A 17833-nucleotide genomic window follows, 5' to 3' on the forward strand; every position below is an offset into this window, starting at 1 on the left:
ACGAGTGTGTGACACGGAGTCTCGGCGAAGAACACTCGCCCTCCAGCCTGCATGGGCCGAGGTAGTAGCGAAGGGGATACAGCGAAGGGAATATCTTCAGCTTATGCTGAAGCCCACGATGATCGCAGCGGGGTCGTTGAACGAGGTGCCCAGGGCAATGTCCCCGTGGCCATGCAGTACGCACTCGTCACGCCGCAGCACGACATCGGCCCCCCCTCCGGCAAAGCGGACGGAACACCCGTAAGAACTGATGTCCACGAGCACCATGCTGCCGTTGTGCCACTCGACACGGGCATGGGTGCGGGACACCCGTGGGTCGTTGATGACGAAGTTGAGATGGCGTGCGCGCCCCAACAAGATAGGCATGTCAAAAGCATGGAAAGATTTGGTGGCCCCTCCCCAACTCAACTCGACCTGCCCGCCCAGAACGTCCGCCCCAGGCATGTCCTGCTCCGGACTCAAGGACGCTTGCACCGTGAAGTAGTCGGAATTGACTTCCTCCTGCCACTCGATCTGGTAAATGGTGCAAGGCTCGGCGCGCCCGCGCAGAGCAATGGGGCCTAGGCTGCGGAAATGCACATGGTCGATGTGGACGTTTTGATCCAGCGCCTGGTCATTGATCCAGATTTGGTGTGGGCCGGTCAATTCACTCAGGCGAGCGGCAATGTTGACGGCGTCGCCATAGCAGTCCCCATCGACGAATTCCACATCCCCCCGCCCTACCCCAATGCGCAGCGGCATGTATAGCGCAGGCTCCTGGCGTTCCAGACGCAATTGGTAGGAACGCTGGATATCGACGACGGTAACGAGGGCATCGGCGCTGCTGCCAAAAATCGACAGCACTCCATCGCCGAGGTACTTCACCACCCTGCCACCGTTCTTGGTGATCTTGGCGGCAATCCACGCCGTGGCCTGTGTCACAGCCTCGGTTGCGCGAGCGTTGCCTACCGACTCGAACACGCCAGTGCTCCCGAACAGGTCGGCGAAAACGACGGTGGTCTGTACACCCATCGAGCAGATCAACCCATCGGAAAGAAAACAACGGTACCGGCGAACCACGCACGGCATGCGGCACGCACACGACAACCCACCGTGGCATTCACAGTGCAAAGAAGGTTTTTGCTGGAAGCGGAAAGGGCACCCACAGATGGACTACAGCCGTTGTTGGAAAGGTCACGGATGCAACGAGTTTAGGGCAATGTATGGGGGGCGGTTTTGGGGCCATCCCAAAAAATCGCTGCCTCTCTGCGTCGGGCTTGCAGACACACTGCCCTTCCCACAGGGAGTAGCACTTTGGCGGGGATATGCCCGCAAGGCAGGTCGGTCAGGATGGGGATCGACAGCCGGGATCGCAACCAATCCACGACGCTGGACAAATCAAAACCACGGTCTTGCGGGTGAAGCACATATCCCGTGAACTTTCCCAAAACGATGGCCTGCTGCCGTTCCAGCACACCGGCGTGGAGCAATTGCGTACACATCCGTTCGATGCGGTAGGGATGTTCACCAATGTCTTCGAGGAACAGGATGCCTGCATCGACTGGTGGGAGATACGGCGTACCGACCAGGGCACTGAGCAACGTCAGATTGCCGCCCCATAACGTAGCCTTGTCGATACGCACATGTCGTGGCATGGAATGGATGCCATCGGGCAAGCGCAAAGGTGCTTGCATACGCCATTGCACCCCATGGCTTCGGCCTGCCACCACGTCCTGAAAGCTGCGCAACATGCCCGGGTCGATGGCTTCCAGTCCCGCCCTGCTGCCGGACCGGGCAAGACGGGGTGCGCCAAAACCTTCGCACAACGCCGGGCCGAACCAGCTTGGCACCCCGGTTTGGGACAGCAATGCGCATTGCAGTGCCGTGAAGTCGCTCATCCCCACCCAGCGCATCCCCCGCGCCACGGATTCCGCCAGCAAGCCGTAGTCGAGCTGCGACAACAGCCGGGTCAGCCCGTACCCGCCCCGGGAAAGGAGCGCCACGTCTGCTCCACTTTGCGCTGCGCGGTGGATGCCTGCCAGGCGGTCTGCATCCGTGCCTGCAAACCGTTGCTTGCGTGCAAGCGCTGTGGGATCGACCTCGACGGCATACCCCAGCCTTTCCAGCCGGGACAGCGCACGGCGGAATGCATTCCGATCTACCACCGCCGAGCTGGGGGAATACACATACAGCCTGGGACGAGGCTGCTGTGGTTGCAATGGTTCCGGTATGTTCATAGGCATCCCCCTGCACTCACGGCCTGCGAGAACCCAACAAGCGCCGGGACCAGTGCCGGGAATCCAGGTGATCGAGCCGAACCACCCCTCCCGTCGACGGTGCGTGGACGAAACGGCCCTTGCCCACGTAGATGCCGGCGTGATCCGGGGGGGAGCGGGTGCCGAACAGCACCAAATCGCCCGAACGCAAGGCGCTTTGGGGAATCGCACGCCCCCAGCGTTGCATGGCAGCGACGGTACGCGGGGTGACGATTCCTGCGCGAGTCCGGTAGACGTGCTGCACCAAGCCGCTGCAATCAAAGCCCGATTGCGGAGTGTTCCCGCCATAGCGATAGGGCGTGCCGATCAGGCTGAGGGCATAGACAGTCACGTCATTGGCCTGTTTGGTCGTCAGACGGCCATCGCCTCCACCCTGCGATGCAGGCGGGGTGCTGGCACAGCCGCCCAACAAAACCAACAGCAAGAAGCACAATAACAAGTTCCCCATGACCCAGCGTTCCCCGTCGCCATGCTGGATGCCATGCTGGGATAAGGGCCGTTCCACCGCACAGTCTTGTGCGCGGTTTGATGTCTCCTGTTGTGCTCTTTCCTGTTCTGCCATGTTGTCGTCCTGCACTTCCTTCCCGTTGCGAACCTTGTGGTTGCCAGTGGTGGCCATGCTGGTGGTCGTCACCTCATCGAACTACCTCGTCCAGTTCACCCTCAACGACTGGCTGACATGGGGAGCTTTCACGTTTCCGGTGGCGTTTTTGGTTACTGATCTGACCAATCGCGCACTGGGTGCGGACGCTGCGCGCAGCGTCGCATGGATGGGTTTCGCCATGGCTGTGTTGGCTTCGATAGCCGTGGCGCCCGTGCGAATCGCGATTGCGTCGGGCACTGCATTCCTGTTGGGCCAATGGATGGACATCGTCGCATTCAACCGCTTGCGCGCTCTGTCGTGGTGGAAGGCGCCGCTGATCGGGTCACTGCTCGCTTCGGTGCTGGATACGGGGGTGTTTTTCTTCCTGGCGTTTGCAGGGTCGGATATGGACTGGAAGCTGCTCGCCCTGGGTGATCTTTCGGTGAAGTGGCTGATGGCGTTGACGCTGCTGGCCCCGTACAAGGCTTTGCTACCGTGGATCTACGTCTGGGTGCCTACCGTGCGCAAGGATGCGCCGAGTACCCCGGCGTAAAGGCTCGGTGGTAAGCAGACGCACAACGCTTCCGTTGGACTACTCCACGCTGGGAACGATGCCCTGCACGCCCTGGACATAAAAACGCATCGCGCCAAGGAATTTGTCACTGGCGGCGACGCCCGGCAGCAAACGCAGCTTGCCTTCGTTGTCAAGGATGGGGCCATGCCAGATGGAGAAACCACCTTCGGTCAGTCCCTTTTTGACCGTCTGCACTCGTTCCTTGGTGGCAGGGGGAATATCCTGTGCCATGGAGACGATATCGATCGCTCCTTCCCGCACGCCCCACCAAGTGTGGCCGCCCCCCACCCATTTGCCTTCCAGCACGTCCCGCACAGTCTGCCGGTAGTACGGCGCCCACTGGACGACGCTTGATGCAAGGTGTGCATCCGGGCCGTAGTGCCGCATATCGGAATCCCAGCCAAAGGCACGTTTTCCCCGGGCCTGCGCGGCGCGCAACACGGAGGCAGAGTCCGTGTTTTGGAACAGCACGTCTGCGCCACTGTCCATCAGTTTGTTGGCGGCTTCCGTTTCCCGGCGCGGGTCAAACCAGGCGTTGACCCATTGCACCAGAGTGATGACATTGGGGTTGCTGGTGAGTGCCCCCAAGGTAAAGCTATTGATATTGCGAATGACTTCCGGGATCGGGATCGACGCGACGACACCCAGATGGCCGTTGCGGGTCATTGCCCCGGCAATGATGCCTGCGAGGTACGCGCCCTGGTAGGTACGGCTGTCATAGGTACGCATGTTGCGCGAACGGTAGTAGCCTGTAGCGTGCTCAAAGCGCACATCGCGCGCACGCCCTGCTACCCGCGCCATCGCGTCCATGTACCCGAAGGACGTGCCAAAAATCAGGCGATTTCCTTGCCCAATCAGGTCTTGCAGTACGCGCTCCGCACGCTGATCCTGGGGAACGTTTTCGACGAAAGATGTCAGCACCTGGGAACCAAATTCCTGGTCGATGATGCGGCGTGCGTTGTCGTGCGCAAAAGACCAGCCGCCATCCCCCACTGGCCCCACATACAGAAAACCGATCTTGAGTGGGGCAGAACGCTTACCGACAAAAGACGCAGCGCCGCGTTGCGGGGTGGGAATTGCCGATTCCTGCACCGGGCCGCACCCCGCGAAGGCCAGCGACAACCCAGCAGCCAGCAACTCCCTGCGGGAACGGTTCACCTTGTTTTCTGATTCCATCAATCCTCCCGCAAGCTTTTGCGGACCACAGTAGATACCGGGTCGAACAGGTATTGCAGCAGGGTTCTGCTGCCCCCGTCCGCATAGACCTCCACCGGCATTCCGGGGACAACGTCCACACTCCCCAGTTTGCGCAACTCCTCGCCCGAAATCGCCACGCGCATCAGGTAGTAGGGTTCGCGCCGGTCGGGGTCGGTCAAGACATCGGCAGAGACGTTGTCCACCACGGCGAAGACGTCTGGGCTTGATCGCGCCTTGAACGAGGTGAATTTGACGTGCGTTTTCATTCCCCGGTGTACGCTGTCCACGTCGACGGGTCGAACATGCGCATCAATGACGAGCGTGTCACCTTCCGGTACGACATCCATCAATGGGCTACCAGTGGTCACGACTCCGCCGATGGTCGTGACCTTCATCCCCAGTACGACCCCGGCGATGGGGGCACGGATGATGGTTCGATCCAGCACGTTTTGCGCTGCCTGCAATTGGCTTTTGAGTTCGAGCAAAGTCTCTTGCGCTTCTGACAATTGCTTGGCCAGTTCCTGGTGCCACTCGCGTGCGACTTGCAGCAGGTTCAGACGCGATTCGCCGATGGCGATCCGGGTTTCCGCAATGCTGGACGTAACGTTACCCAGTTCCCCCTGCTGCTGCGACAGTTGTTGCATGCGCTCCGCAACCAGGGTAGCTTCGACGAGACGTTTTTGCTGCAATCCCGTGAGCCTGCGCGTTTCTTCGGTCAGCATGGCCACTTGTTTGCGCAGCGTGTCACGGTACGCCTGCAAGCCTTGCAGCTTTTGTTCGAGCTGTTCGATGCGTTGCTGAGCAATGCGGGTTTTGCCTTCGTGCTCCAACCGCAGCACTTTGAACATCCCTTGCTGTAGGCGCAGCGCCTCGGCCACCTCGGTTTCTTTCGCGACTTGGAGTAGCTCTGCGCGAAAAACCAAATCCGGGCGCCCTTCCAGCAGCGATTGCAGTGCATCCAGCGCGGCGAGCTTGCTGAAATACCGCCAGCGCAGCGTATCCCGGTTGGCGCGTGCCTGCGTGTCGTCAAGCTCGACGAGGACGGCGCCGGCCTGCACCCGGGCGCCTTCCTTCACATGGATGGCATGCACAACGCCGCCTTCGAGATGCTGGATCGTCTTGCGCTGCGAATCGACGACGACAGTGCCCGGCGCGACGACGCCCTTGGACAGCGGAACGAAAGCCGCCCACAGAAAAAACACCCCCAGCACAAGCAGCAGCACAAGGCCAATGCGGGGTCGACGTTGGCTACGCACCCCCGGCGCCGGGAACAAAGCTTCGGTGCGTTGCACGAGCAAGGCCAATGCTTTGGGGGTGGAGTCGGAGGGAGGGTCGTTCCCTTTGTCGTCGCCTGGCTGGCGCTCCTTGTCGAGGAACTGGTTGTCGTGCATCACACCCCCTGCGGCGCGAGTTTTTGCAGCAGCGGCTGCGGTGGCCCGAAGTAGGCCATTTTTCCCTGGGACATCAGCAAGGCTTTGTCTGCATGGCGCAGCAGGCGCAGGTTGTGGGTGATGAGGACGGCTGTCGTTTTGCGGGATTTCAGCGCGACGATGGCAGCATCGAGCGCGGCGACGCCATCGGTATCGAGGTTCGAATCGGGTTCGTCCAGCACAACGAGCGCAGGGTCACCAAAAAAACACCGCGCCAACGCCACGCGCTGCGACTGCCCTGCGGAAAGCTTGGTTCCGCCTTCGCCAAGGCGGGTGTCGTAGCCTTGAGCAAGCTGAAGCACCAAGTCGTGACAGCCAGCCACCTGGGCCGCTTGCAGCACGGATTCGGCATCAGCCTGCGTGAAGCGGGCGATGTTTTCCTGCACCGTTCCCGCCAACAATTCCACGTCCTGCGGCAAATAGCCAATATAGGAACCGAGGGCCTGTGGGCTCCATTGCGAGAGTTCCGCTCCATCAAGGCGCACCTTGCCCGCAGCGGGGGGCCACAGCCCGACGAGCGCACGCGCCAGGCTGGTTTTGCCCGACGCGCTAGGGCCAACGATGGCCAGCACTTCCCCGGCTTCGAGCGCAAACCGCACCCCATGCACCACGGGCTTGCGTGCGCCGAAAGGAACCAGGCTCAGTTCTTCCACGGACACCACCCCGGAGGGTTTGGGCAAAGGCATTGGGTCCGACACGACATCCAAACGCCCCAGCAGGGCATCGATGCGCCGCAGTGCCAGCCACCCGGCAAGAAACCCCCTGCTGGCTGCAAGCGTTTGATCAAGGGGGGCGATGGCCCGGCCAAAAATGATCGACCCCGCAATCATCACGCCAGGGGATACCCCCGCATCGCGCAAGACCAACCAAGCGCCAACACCCAGCATGGCGCTTTGCATCGCAATACGAAAAGCCTTGGTGGTCGCGGAAAAGGCGCTCACCCTGTCCGCGCCGCTGGCGGACAGATCGACGGATTGCCGGTAGGTGTCCAACCACCGCTGACGTACCCGATCCATCATGCCGTGCGCCCAAATGGCATCCACATTGCGCAAGCAGCCTTCCAGAAAACGCGATGCCGCGATTTGCTGTTTGCCGGTTTCTTCGATCAAGGGGCGAGACACTCTCTCGGCAACGAAAGCCAACAGCACGCTGACCACCGTTCCCAGCAGTGCTACGGTGCCAAGCACGGGATGCAAAACGTAGAGCAACACCAGGAATAGAGGAACCCAGGGCAAGTCGAAGATCGCCATCAACGCCGGGCCGGAAAGCTGCGCACGAACGAGTTCGAGGTCGCGAATGGGCTGCGCTGTCGCCCCACCCTGGCGCAGTACCGCATCGCGAAACAGACTGGTGAATACGGAGTCGTTGACGAGATCATCGACAGCCAACCCCACGCCGACCAAAGTTCTCGCACGCATCCCTTCGAGCACCCCGTAGCTGGCGAGCAAAAACAGCGCGATGGCGGAGATGGCGAAAAGCGTTTCCTCGCTACGGCTGGTCAAGACCCTGTCGTACATCTGGAGCATGTACAGCGGAGAAGTGAGCAGCAGCACATTGATGAGCAGGCTCAGCCCCAGGGCGTGCCAGAACGCACGCCGCAGTTCTGCAGTCCATAACCGCTCGCGTACCAGAGGGGGGAGCCAGGCCGTCATGCGCCCATGCAATCTCCCGGCCCGACCCAGCACCCTGCAATGGGAGCCACATCACAACACGGGGAAGACCGGAATCGTTGCAAAACCACGTCGCTATAGCCGTCAGCGGCTGCGCGCAAAAGGATGGGGCAAGCCCAGATCCGGGCCAACAAAGTGCTCTGAAAAACCGGAAAAGACAGAGAGGCTCCAGGGCGCAGCAGGTTCGACAGGCTCCTGAGCAGGAGTAGCCTGGGACACCGTCAATGCGCCGGCCTCTTGCAACAGCCGCACCCATGCCAAGCGGCTTTGCCAAGTGGCTTCAACCCCCTGCACCCGGTTTTCCAGCGCATTTTGCTGGGCGCGGAGCCACACCAGGTGCGTGGTAGCGCCGCCTTGCACCTGCTCTTCCATCAAGGTCAACGCCGCTGCATCCTGTTGCTCGGCTTCTCGCCAGGATGCAGCCGCAGACTCGGACGCTCTCCATTGCTCCCAGGCCTCGGCTAGACGCTGATCCAGCATGCGCGTTTCCTGGTCGAGCGCGCTGCGGGCTGCCTGATGGCGCAAAGCCGCGCTTTGGGATCGGCTGATGGCGTTGCCCCCCTCGAAGAGCGGGATATCGACCCCGACGAAGACGGACTGTGAATCTGCCGACACCCCGCCGAATTCGCCTTTCTGCCCCTGCATCGTGACGTGCAGCCGAGGCCAGAGGTCAGTGCGAGCCACGGCGTACTCTGCTTGCGCAAGATCCGTCTGCGCACGGGCCTTGCGCAGTGGCGCAGCGCTGGCAGCGTTGTCCCGCAAGGCTTGGAAAGTGACCGGACTGGTCCACCAGGAACGCAAATCGTCATCCCGCAAGGGAACCAGGGACAGCCCCCCCGGAACCAGCCGCATCAAGCGGGACTGGGCTGCGGAAAGCTGTGCCTGCGCCTGCGCCAGCAGCGCCGCAGATTGCGCAGCGCGGGACTGCACCAGGCGGCTTTCGCTGGCTGCGATGCCACCACCAGCCACGGCGGCATGCACGGCATCGACTTGCTGGCGGATGTTGGATTGCAGGCGTTCGCGCAACTCTAGCGTGCCTTGCGCGTACTCCACGCCAAGCAGGGCTTCGAGCACGTCGGCAACGACTTGCTGCTCCACCAGCCCCACTTCCGCTGCATCGACGGTGGCAGCCGTGTTCGCCAATGCCAACCTTGCGGACTCGTGCCCAAAAAGCGGAATGGGCTGCGTCAGCTCCAGCCCGTAGGTTTTCTTGTCCCCTGCACGAACCAGCGGATCCTGACTGCGGCTGCTTCCCGTCGCGCCGGTGGCGCGCAACACAGGCAAATACAAGGATTTGGCCCCGCGTGCATCGACCAACCGGGACTCATGGGTGCTGCGGGCGGCCTGGACGCGGGGGTCTGCCTCGACTGCTGCGCGAATGCGGTCGTGCAGCGTCTGCGCGGTAGCGCCGTGGGCAACGAGCAGCAAGGCCCCGGCAACATACCAACCCACCCTACAGCCCAACCCATACACCTTCTTGCCGCCCGTCTTGAAGCGCCCAAGCTGCGTGAGGCAGCGAAGGGCTGTACACCGAAGGGCCAAAGAGGTGCCGATGCGTATGCATGGCAAACATCGGTACCAAGCGCCAATCATTCCACCCACGCTTTCCTATCAAATCTAGACCTATGGATGATCGGGCGGCGTATTCGACACCCATTCGACTGTCGGCATGGTGGCCAGCAGCGCATCAGAAAACTCCACGCCTTCTTCGGCGACCACTGCGTTGAAGCCGACGATGGTGAATTCGTCAAGCAGGACGGATTCGGCAGCGCCGAGATCCACGTACAACGCAGACATGCCATCGCCCTGCAACGCCACGTCGCCGAGGGCGTCGAGCTGTTCTGCGGTGAAGGTCAGTTTGGCAGAGGGGGCGATCAATGCGGAGATGGCTTCCAAGGCTACGTCAGTGAAATTGACCTCGCCAAACGCAACCAAGGTGTTGTTTCCGCCCCCGCCGTCGATGCTGTCGCCAGGCACCACCTCGCTGTTTGTGCGGCCGTTGAGATCTTCTTGCGAGACAACGTCGGATACATCGACGCCTTGCACATTGCTGAAGTTGATCGCCGGATATTGGTCTAGCGCCGTCGTACCCAATACAACGATGAGATCGTCCCCATTGCCCGTCTGCACCACATCGGCACCCTCCCCTGCGCGGATGGTGTCACTGCCAGAGCCGGTTTGGATGGTGTCGTTGCCACCCCGACCCAGGATGGTGTAGTCGTCGATGCTGGTGTATTGGAAGGTATCTGCCCCGTCAGCGCCGGACAGGCCGATTTCTTCCTTCACATCGCCCGTATGCAAAATGGGGATTTCCTTCTCGAAATAACCCATCTCCTCGCTGCCCTCGGGCCGATCCTTCACCGATATAGAGATCTTGTAAGGCTCCACTTCGTGATCCAGGCTGAACCCAGGCTGGAGTTTGAGCTCGAGCGTTTTGGCATCCAGGATGATGCCCTCGCTCCACACTTCCATGGTGTGGGTATCCCCCATATCTTGATCCACCACACGAATCTTGCCGATGACGGGGCCGGACTCGTCGTTCTCGTCGAAAGCCACGGGTTCCAGGATCAGATCCGTGGGCGCATCGTTCGCATTGGTGACAGTGATCGTGAATGTTTGCGGCGCGCTCGATAACCCCCCTGCATCGGTGGCCACGATAGAGACCGTGTGCGTCTGCCCCGTCTCATAGTCCAGGGAGACCGCGCCACGCAAGCGCAATCCGCCACTTTCGATGGCAAACAATGCATCGGGGTCGGTGCCTTCAACGATGGCAAACGTATGGGTGTCATCAAGATCAATATCCGACACGATCAGTTCGCTCAGCCATGCACCGGGCTGGTTTTCAGCAATCGACAACGCGGCAGACATATTCCATGTCGGCGCTTCATTGACGTTGGTGACTTCGACGGTGAAGTCCTGGGAGTAGTCTCCACCCGCATCGGTTACCGTGATCGTCAAGGGGTAGGAGGCACCGGCTTCGTCCTCGAAATCCAGCGCAACACCGCTTTGGAGCCGCAACTGCCCGTTCTGTACCTCGAAGAGCGTGCTGGGCTGTGTTCCCTCGAAAACCTGCCATGTGTAGGTGTCTGCGATGGCATCCAGGTCCGTGACGCTTAGCGTCCCGACGACGGCGCCAGCAGCGTTTTCCGCAACGAACGGGTTGCTCAGCGTCAAGCCAGTGGGTGCATCGGGAGCATCAAGAACGGTAACAGTCAAAGGCGTCTGCGGCCCAGACAAATCGCCTGCGTCGTGCGGGATGACTGTCAGATTGATCGTTCGGGACGATTCGTAATCCAAGGCGACCCCCTCAAGCAACTGCAACTGGCCTGCCTCGTTGACAGAAAAACGCGACTCGCCAAAACCCGGATCGCGGACTTCCCACCATGCGACCGTGTCACCCGCGTCGGGGTCTGCGACGTGCAACTGGCCCACTACCGCACCTGGGGAGTTTTCAGACACTTGGAGGGTACCGAAAGTCACCGCTGTCGGTGCCTCGTTGACATTCTGCACGGTGATCTCGAAAGAAACCGTCAGGAATTTGCCGTCCTTGTCCGTGGCAGTAACTCTCACGGTAATGACTGGTTCCGCCTCGAAGTTCACTGCGCTACCCGCTTTGATAAAAAGCTGCCCCGTGGCATCAATGTCGAAGCGCGCATCATTGACGGACCACTTCAACGTTTCATCTCCCACATCGGCGTCATACCCGGTAAAGGCTGCCACAGGCCACAGTGTGGGCGGTTCCCCCGGGTTTTCCGGGAAGGAGCTGATCCAAGCTGGGATGATGGCAGCCGGGGCTTCGTTCTCGTTGATCACAGTGATGGGGAAGGTGTTGCTTGCATAAGCCGCATCGTCCTGCGTGGCTGTTACCGTGAGCGACAGCGTGCCATCGGTTTCACTGTCTAGCGTAGCCCCCTCTCGCAGTTGCAATTGCCAGACAGCGCCATCGTCGCTGAGGGGAACCACTTCGAAACGCCCATCGCTCACCGTCCATTCGTACGTGGTGACAGTGTCTTCATCGTGTACGGCCAACGCGCCGATGATCGCGCCGGGGTTGTTTTCGCGTACCGAAGAACCATCGAGTTCGAGGAATGTGGGGGGGTCGGCTTGGTCCGTGATGGTGATGGAGAACGTGCCCGCTACGGACAGCATTCCGGAATCGTAGGCCCAAACCGTCAACGGCAACGTGCCTTGGTTCGCTTCATAGTCCAGCCGAGCGCCTTCGGTAAGCCGCAGCATTCCGGACTCGTCGACGATAAAGCGCTCGTCGCTAAGCTGGAACCAATGCGTATCGTTGCGGTCGGGGTCGGCCACGACCAATTGCCCGACTACCCCGACTTCGGCATCGTAGGTGTTTTCAGGAACGGTCTTCTGGTTGGTAAGCGTGACGGAAGTTGGCGCTTCGTTGACGTCGGATACCAGCAAAACATAGTCTTGCGACTGGATGGTGAATTCGCCATCCGTCGCCGCAAGGCGCACGGTCACGGAAGGCGTTGTGCCCATGGCTTCAAAGTTCAGCGGCTGCACCAGACGCAGGACGTTTCCATCGACTGCGAAACGCGGGTCATTCACGACAGAAATGGTCGGCTTGGTGCCATCGGGGTCGGCGGCAGTCAATTCGCCCAATATGACATCTGTAGTGTTTTCCTGCAGTCCCTCGGCCCACAGTCCCAACTCTACCTTCGTCGGTGATTCATTGACGTTGCCAACGTAGATGTTGAAGGTCTGCGAAAGCTGCATGGTGGACGCATCGACGGCTGTCACCGTCAATGTCGCCACGCCGCTTTCCTCGAAATTCAGGGCAACACCCTCTTTTAGCTTGAGCAGACTGCCTTCCCCTACCTCGAAGCTGTCGTTGTCTACCTCCCACTTCTGCACGATCCCAAAATCAGGGTGCTGCACGGTAAGCCTGCCCACTTCGGAGCCTAGAGCGTTTTCCGCCACGTAGCTGGCGCTCAAAGCGATGTCGGTCAGCTCTTCTTCCAGGTCATTGACGGTAATCGTGAACGTCTTGATGACGAGCAACCCATCGCTATCCTTGGCTTCGAGCTGGAGCGTGACGGCAGGCTCCGCTTCGTAATTCAGGCTTTGGCCTGGCTCGAGTCGCAACACGCCATTGACGACTTCGAAGCGGTCGTCGCCCTGGACGGTGATCACGTGGCCATCGGCCTGATCCGCATCCGTCACGATGACATTCCCGATGTCCGCACCCACGGCGTTTTCGTCTACAGCGGTTGCCGCAAGCTGAATATCCGTCGGCGCAACGCCCTCGCGGATGGCCTGCACGTCGAAGGTCGTTTCCAGGGTATTGCCCCCCTCGTCTGTCACGCGGATGGTGACGGGGTAGGTTCTTGCTTCGCTAATGCTTTGCCCCTCGGGCAGACGCAATACATTCCCATTGACGACAAAAGGACCATCACCCAGCACTTCATAGATCAGTTGCCCTTCCCCGTCAGGATCGATGGTAGTGAGGATGCCGATCACGGCTCCGGCTGCGCCGACCTGGATAGTTTGGGCAGAAAGCGAGAGCATGGTTGGCGCTTCGTCGACATTCGTCACTTCGACTTCTACCGGCAGCTCTGTGGCATTGCCCAGCGGATCGGTGGCAATGACGGTGACGGTGAGGACGCCTAACTCGGTAGCTTCATAGTCGAGCTGTTCACTGGGCCGAAGTCGCAAATTGCCTTCTTCATCGACCACAAAGCGGGGATCGGGCACCGACAGGGAGACCTGCCCTCCTTCGGGATCCTCGGCGTCGATGCGACCAACGATTGCACCCAAGGTGTTTTCCGCGACGGGCTGTTGATCCAACAACTGGAGGTCCGGGGCTTCATTGCTGTCGGTGACAGAGAGTGACAAGGTTTGCTGTCTGGTGGCACCCAGTGCATCTTTGGCAGTGATCCGCACCATCACTATTCCATCGTCGGTGGATTCGTAATCAAGGCTTTTGTCGGCCTTGAGTTGCAATGTCGAGCCATTGACGACCTCGAACCGATCATCATCATCGACGGTAAAAGTGTGGCTATCGCCATAGTCGGGGTCATTGACGTTCAGGATGCCAATGGTGACCCCAGCAACGTTTTCTGCAACACGCGAATTGGACAGTGCGATCGCCGTCGGTGCTTCGTTGATATCTCTGACGGTGACCGGGAATTCCTGGGTCAATACCTCGTTCGTCGTGGCATTGGTCGCCTGGATATTGACTATGACTATGGACGTGGTCTCTGCATCGAAGCTCTGACCGGCTTTGAGCTTCAGCTTGTCTCCAACGATTTCGAAAACACTCTCGCCAACGACTGCGAAGGTGAAGATACCAGTAGCCCCAGGCACACTGAGCGTGCCAATTTCTGCACCAGCGGCGTTTTCCTCGACTTCACCAGCACTCAGGGCAATATCGCCGAGAGGCTCTTCGTTGACGTCGGTGACGGTGATCGTGAAGGCTTGCTGTTTGGTCAATCCGCCCGCATCGGTAGCCGTGACGGTCAGTGGTACGGTACTAGCAGCCTCGAAATTCAGGCTTTGATCAGCCTTGAGCTTCAGCTTGCCCGCGACGACTTCGAAGCGGTTGTCGCTGACGGTGTAGGTATGGGTATTACCCGCGTCGGGGTCGGTGGTAGTCAGGTCACCAATCACAGCCCCGGCAGCGTTTTCCGCCACTGCCGTAGCAGACAAAGCCACTGCCGTCGGCGCTTCATTGACGTTCGTGACAGTGGTCGTGAAGGCTTGCTGTTTGGTCAATCCGCCCGCATCGGTAGCCGTGACGGTCAGTGGTACGGTACTAGCAGCCTCGAAATTCAGGCTTTGATCAGCCTTGAGCTTCAGCTTGCCAGCGATGACTTCAAAGCGGTTGTCGCTGACGGTATAGGTATGGGTATCGCCAGCGTCGGGGTCGGTGGTAGTCAGGTCACCAATCACAGCCCCGGCAGCGTTTTCCGCCACTGCCATAGCAGACAAAGTCACAGCCGACGGTGCTTCATTGACGTTCGTGACGGTGAGCGTGAAGGTTTGCTGTTTGGTCAATCCGCCCGCATCGGTAGCCGTGACGGTCAGTGGTACGGTACTAGCAGCCTCGAAATTCAGGCTTTGATCAGCCTTGAGCTTCAGCTTGCCAGCGATGACTTCAAAGCGGTTGTCGCTGACGGTATAGGTATGGGTATCGCCAGCGTCGGGGTCGGTGGTAGTCAGGTCACCAATCACAGCCCCGGCAGCGTTTTCCGCCACTGCCATAGCAGACAAAGTCACAGCCGACGGTGCTTCATTGACGTTCGTGACGGTGAGCGTGATATCTGCATCTTTGGGCTGCTGCCCTTCGGCATTGGCAGTCACCTTCACAGTAACAGCAGACACAGTTTCGTAATCCAGGCTAATACCCGCCTTGAGCTTCAATGTGCCATCGACGACTTCAAAGCGGTCGTCTTCCACGGTAAAGGTATACGCAACGCCAGAAGCAGCACCGGTAACAGCCAAATCACCTATGGCAGCTCCAGGCTGGTTTTCCGCGACGGTGCTGGTAGAGAGTGTGATGTCCCCGGCTGGCTCTTCGACCACGTCCGTGACCGTGATCGTGACGGCTTGCTGCTTGGTCAATCCGCCCTCATCGGTGGCCGTAACAGTCAGCGCCACGGTGCCTTCGGTTTCGTGATCAAGGCTGTGATCGGCCTTGAGCTTCAGCTTGTTGCCATCGACAACCTCGAAACGGTTATCGCTGACGGTGTACGTGTGGGTATCGCCTTCATCGGGATCAGACGTGGTCAAGGTGCCAACAAGCGCCCCGGCGGCGTTTTCTGCAACTTCCGTGGCAGACAAGGAAACCCCTGCGGGCGCATCGTTGACATCGCTAATAGCAATGGTGATCGACTCCTGAACGGTGTCTCCGGCAACACTGGTCGCTGAAACCAGCACATGCACCACGCCATCTTCACTATCTTCGTAGTTGAGCTGTACACCCTCCTTGATTTGCAGTACGTACCGCTCTGCTATCTTCTTCACCTCGAAGCGGTCATCATTCAACGTCCATGTATCCACTGCAAACGTGGAATCAACCATAGACAGGGTACCGATCTCCACATTGCTCTCGTTTTCCGCAACGGTGCGGGTAGTGATCGCGATGTGCTCGGCAGGCTCTTCTGCCACGTCCGTGACCGTGATCGTGAAGGCTTGCTGTTTGGCCAAGCCACCCGCATCAGTAGCCGTAACAGTGAGAGCCACAGTGCCTTCGGTTTCGTGGTCGAGGCTCTTACCGGCTTTCAGCTTCAGCGCGCCAGCGACGACTTCAAAGCGCTCGTCGCTTACAGCATAGGTATGGCCACTACCCGCGTCGGGGTCGGTGGTAGTCAGGTCACCAATCACAGCCCCGGCAGCGTTTTCCGCCACTGCCGTAGCAGACAAAGCCACCGCCGACGGTGCTTCATTGACGTTCGTAACGGTGATCGTGAAGGCTTGCTGTTTGGGCAATCCGCCCGCATCGGTAGCCGTGACGGTCAGTGGTACGGTACTAGCAGCCTCGAAATTCAGACTTTGACCGGCTTTGAGCTTCAGCTTGCCCGCGACGACCTCGAAGCGGGTGTCGTTGACGGTGTAGGTATGCGTATCCCCCTGATCGGGATCGGTCGTGGTCAGCGTGCCCACCACTGCCCCAGCGGCGTTTTCCGCCACGCTCATCGCAGACAAGGTAACCCCCGTCGGCGCATGGTTTTCCAACTCATGGGGATCATCGGGCTCATCGGGCGTATCGGACGAATCATCCGAGGCGGCTACCGCAGCGGCAGCCCCCATCACTCCCACCGCCGCTACCACGGGCAGAAAAGCGCCAAAGGCACTGGCTGCCAGCGCGGAAGTCGCGGTGGCCTCTGCCGCTACGGCTACGGCTGCTTCCGCAGCGCCAGCTTCGGCAGCGACAGCGGCTTCGGCCTGGGCAATCTGCACACCCTGGGTGATGTCGAATACTGCCGTGTCCTCATGCAGACCGACGGCAACGTCTTGGGCATCCCCTTGCGCATCTTCCCCCAGCACGAATGCATCGGTCGGGATGTCTGCGGCATCGTCCGGGGCCACGGCCAGTTGCAGCATGTCGTCATGCAAGGCAGCCAGGGTGGGGTCTTCATTGGCTGCCTGGGCTATGGCTTCTTCCAGTGCCAGCAGTGCTGCATCGTCTGCCACTAGCACTTGCACGGGGGTGGCATCGAGAGCAGCCTGGGCTTCCCAAGGCACTGGCTCCAGGGTAGCGATGTCAACCGGCGTGTCGTCGTCTGCGTAGGCAGCGGCACGTTCCAGTACCCCTGCCAACGCAAGAAGCAAGATGTGCTTATGGTGGTGCCGCCCCCATCCATGCGCAGCACGGTGCAAAGCAGTTGCCGAAGACCGAAGAAAGCCGGATTTCGAAGCAAACATAACAACACTCCCACTCAGGTTGGCATACAAGGCACAGAACGAAGCGGCCCGGATGAGCACGCGTCGCGTCGAGGGAAAAAACCCGGCGATGTTAGCAAGCTGTGCAAAAACGCTTGGTATGGTGATACAGGGGGCATGGAGGTTTTTGTAGCAGCGATGGACGTCATCGATACAGTGCTGCCACTGGGCATGACGCTGGCTTCTATTCCACTTCCAGCTCTTGGATTCGCATCTGCCTGCCGTCCGTGATGTCGAGGGGACAAGCGCCGCAGTCGGGGCACTGGGCGATGAGATCTTCGATAGGCACGGTGCGGGCGCAATGGGGGCACCAGGCTTCGCCGGGAACAGAGACGATCTCCAGCTTGGCTCCGTCAACGATGGTGTTGCGGGCCACAGCATCGAAGCAAAAAACCATGGCTTCGGGTTCGACGCTGGACAGCTCGCCGATTTCGAGCCAGACGGTTTTGACCCGGCGAAAGTGGTGGGTATGTGCGGCTTGTTCGATGGTCTCGACCACGCTTTGCACTAGTGACATCTCATGCATGCTTACACCTGTTGGTGCCCCAGACGACCCCCGCCCCCGATCGTCAAGCATAGGCGTTGACGCGCCTATGCCTGGGCTAGGCCCTGGCACGGCCGAATCGCGACTCCCGTCGCTCCTACAACGGGGACGCAAGCGTTGTACTGCTACTGATGTAGGAGCAATGGAAGTAGCGATGCAACGCTGGGGAAAGCGC

General features: G+C 60.0%; 10 protein-coding genes. 1 reads left to right on the forward strand and 9 read right to left on the reverse strand.

Going from position 1 to position 17833, the window contains the following annotated elements; all coding sequences use genetic code 11:
• Window positions 1–96: 96 nt before the first annotated feature.
• From CENROD_RS02980 to CENROD_RS02990, 3 genes are all read right to left on the reverse strand, one after another.
• Entirely contained in the window at window positions 97–1011 is a 915-nt protein-coding gene (locus CENROD_RS02980; RefSeq protein ID WP_022771603.1) for an FHA domain-containing protein, read from the reverse strand.
• A 179-nt stretch (window positions 1012–1190) separates the two neighbouring features.
• Window positions 1191–2216, reverse strand: a complete 1026-nt coding sequence (locus CENROD_RS02985; protein WP_022771604.1) for an LD-carboxypeptidase — start codon at window positions 2214–2216, stop codon at window positions 1191–1193.
• A 16-nt stretch (window positions 2217–2232) separates the two neighbouring features.
• A complete protein-coding gene (locus CENROD_RS02990; protein WP_022771605.1) occupies window positions 2233–2874 on the reverse strand; it encodes a C40 family peptidase in 642 nt (213 codons plus the stop codon).
• Here CENROD_RS02990 and CENROD_RS02995 point away from each other — a divergent pair.
• The gene (locus tag CENROD_RS02995; RefSeq protein WP_022771606.1) at window positions 2816–3391 is read left to right on the forward strand and encodes a VUT family protein; all 576 of its coding nucleotides are present in this window, start codon (window positions 2816–2818) and stop codon (window positions 3389–3391) included. The genes CENROD_RS02990 and CENROD_RS02995 overlap by 59 nt on opposite strands.
• Before the next feature lie 39 nt (window positions 3392–3430).
• Here CENROD_RS02995 and CENROD_RS03000 read toward each other — a convergent pair whose 3' ends face one another.
• From CENROD_RS03000 to hypA, 6 genes are all read right to left on the reverse strand, one after another.
• Window positions 3431–4588: a BMP family ABC transporter substrate-binding protein gene (locus CENROD_RS03000; RefSeq protein WP_022771607.1), complete on the reverse strand. Its 1158-nt coding sequence runs from the start codon at window positions 4586–4588 to the stop codon at window positions 3431–3433.
• Complete coding sequence (locus CENROD_RS03005; protein ID WP_022771608.1) at window positions 4588–6000, reverse strand: HlyD family type I secretion periplasmic adaptor subunit; 1413 nt, start codon at window positions 5998–6000, stop codon at window positions 4588–4590. Before CENROD_RS03005 ends, CENROD_RS03000 begins: the two co-directional genes overlap by 1 nt.
• Window positions 6000–7691 (reverse strand): type I secretion system permease/ATPase, encoded by a 1692-nt coding sequence (locus CENROD_RS03010; protein WP_022771609.1) that lies wholly within the window; start codon window positions 7689–7691, stop codon window positions 6000–6002. Before CENROD_RS03010 ends, CENROD_RS03005 begins: the two co-directional genes overlap by 1 nt.
• Window positions 7692–7793: 102 nt before the next feature.
• On the reverse strand, window positions 7794–9251 hold the full coding sequence (locus CENROD_RS03015) for a TolC family protein (protein WP_187292326.1): 1458 nt from the start codon (window positions 9249–9251) through the stop codon (window positions 7794–7796).
• An 81-nt stretch (window positions 9252–9332) separates the two neighbouring features.
• Window positions 9333–17096 (reverse strand): cadherin domain-containing protein, encoded by a 7764-nt coding sequence (locus CENROD_RS03020; RefSeq protein ID WP_041193216.1) that lies wholly within the window; start codon window positions 17094–17096, stop codon window positions 9333–9335.
• 202 nt (window positions 17097–17298) lie between these two features.
• Entirely contained in the window at window positions 17299–17631 is a 333-nt protein-coding gene (gene hypA, locus CENROD_RS03025; protein ID WP_238551816.1) for a hydrogenase maturation nickel metallochaperone HypA, read from the reverse strand.
• Between the last annotated feature and the right edge of the window lie 202 nt (window positions 17632–17833).

Source organism: Candidatus Symbiobacter mobilis CR, from assembly GCF_000477435.1.
Taxonomy (GTDB): Bacteria; Pseudomonadota; Gammaproteobacteria; order Burkholderiales; family Burkholderiaceae_C; genus Rhodoferax; species Rhodoferax mobilis.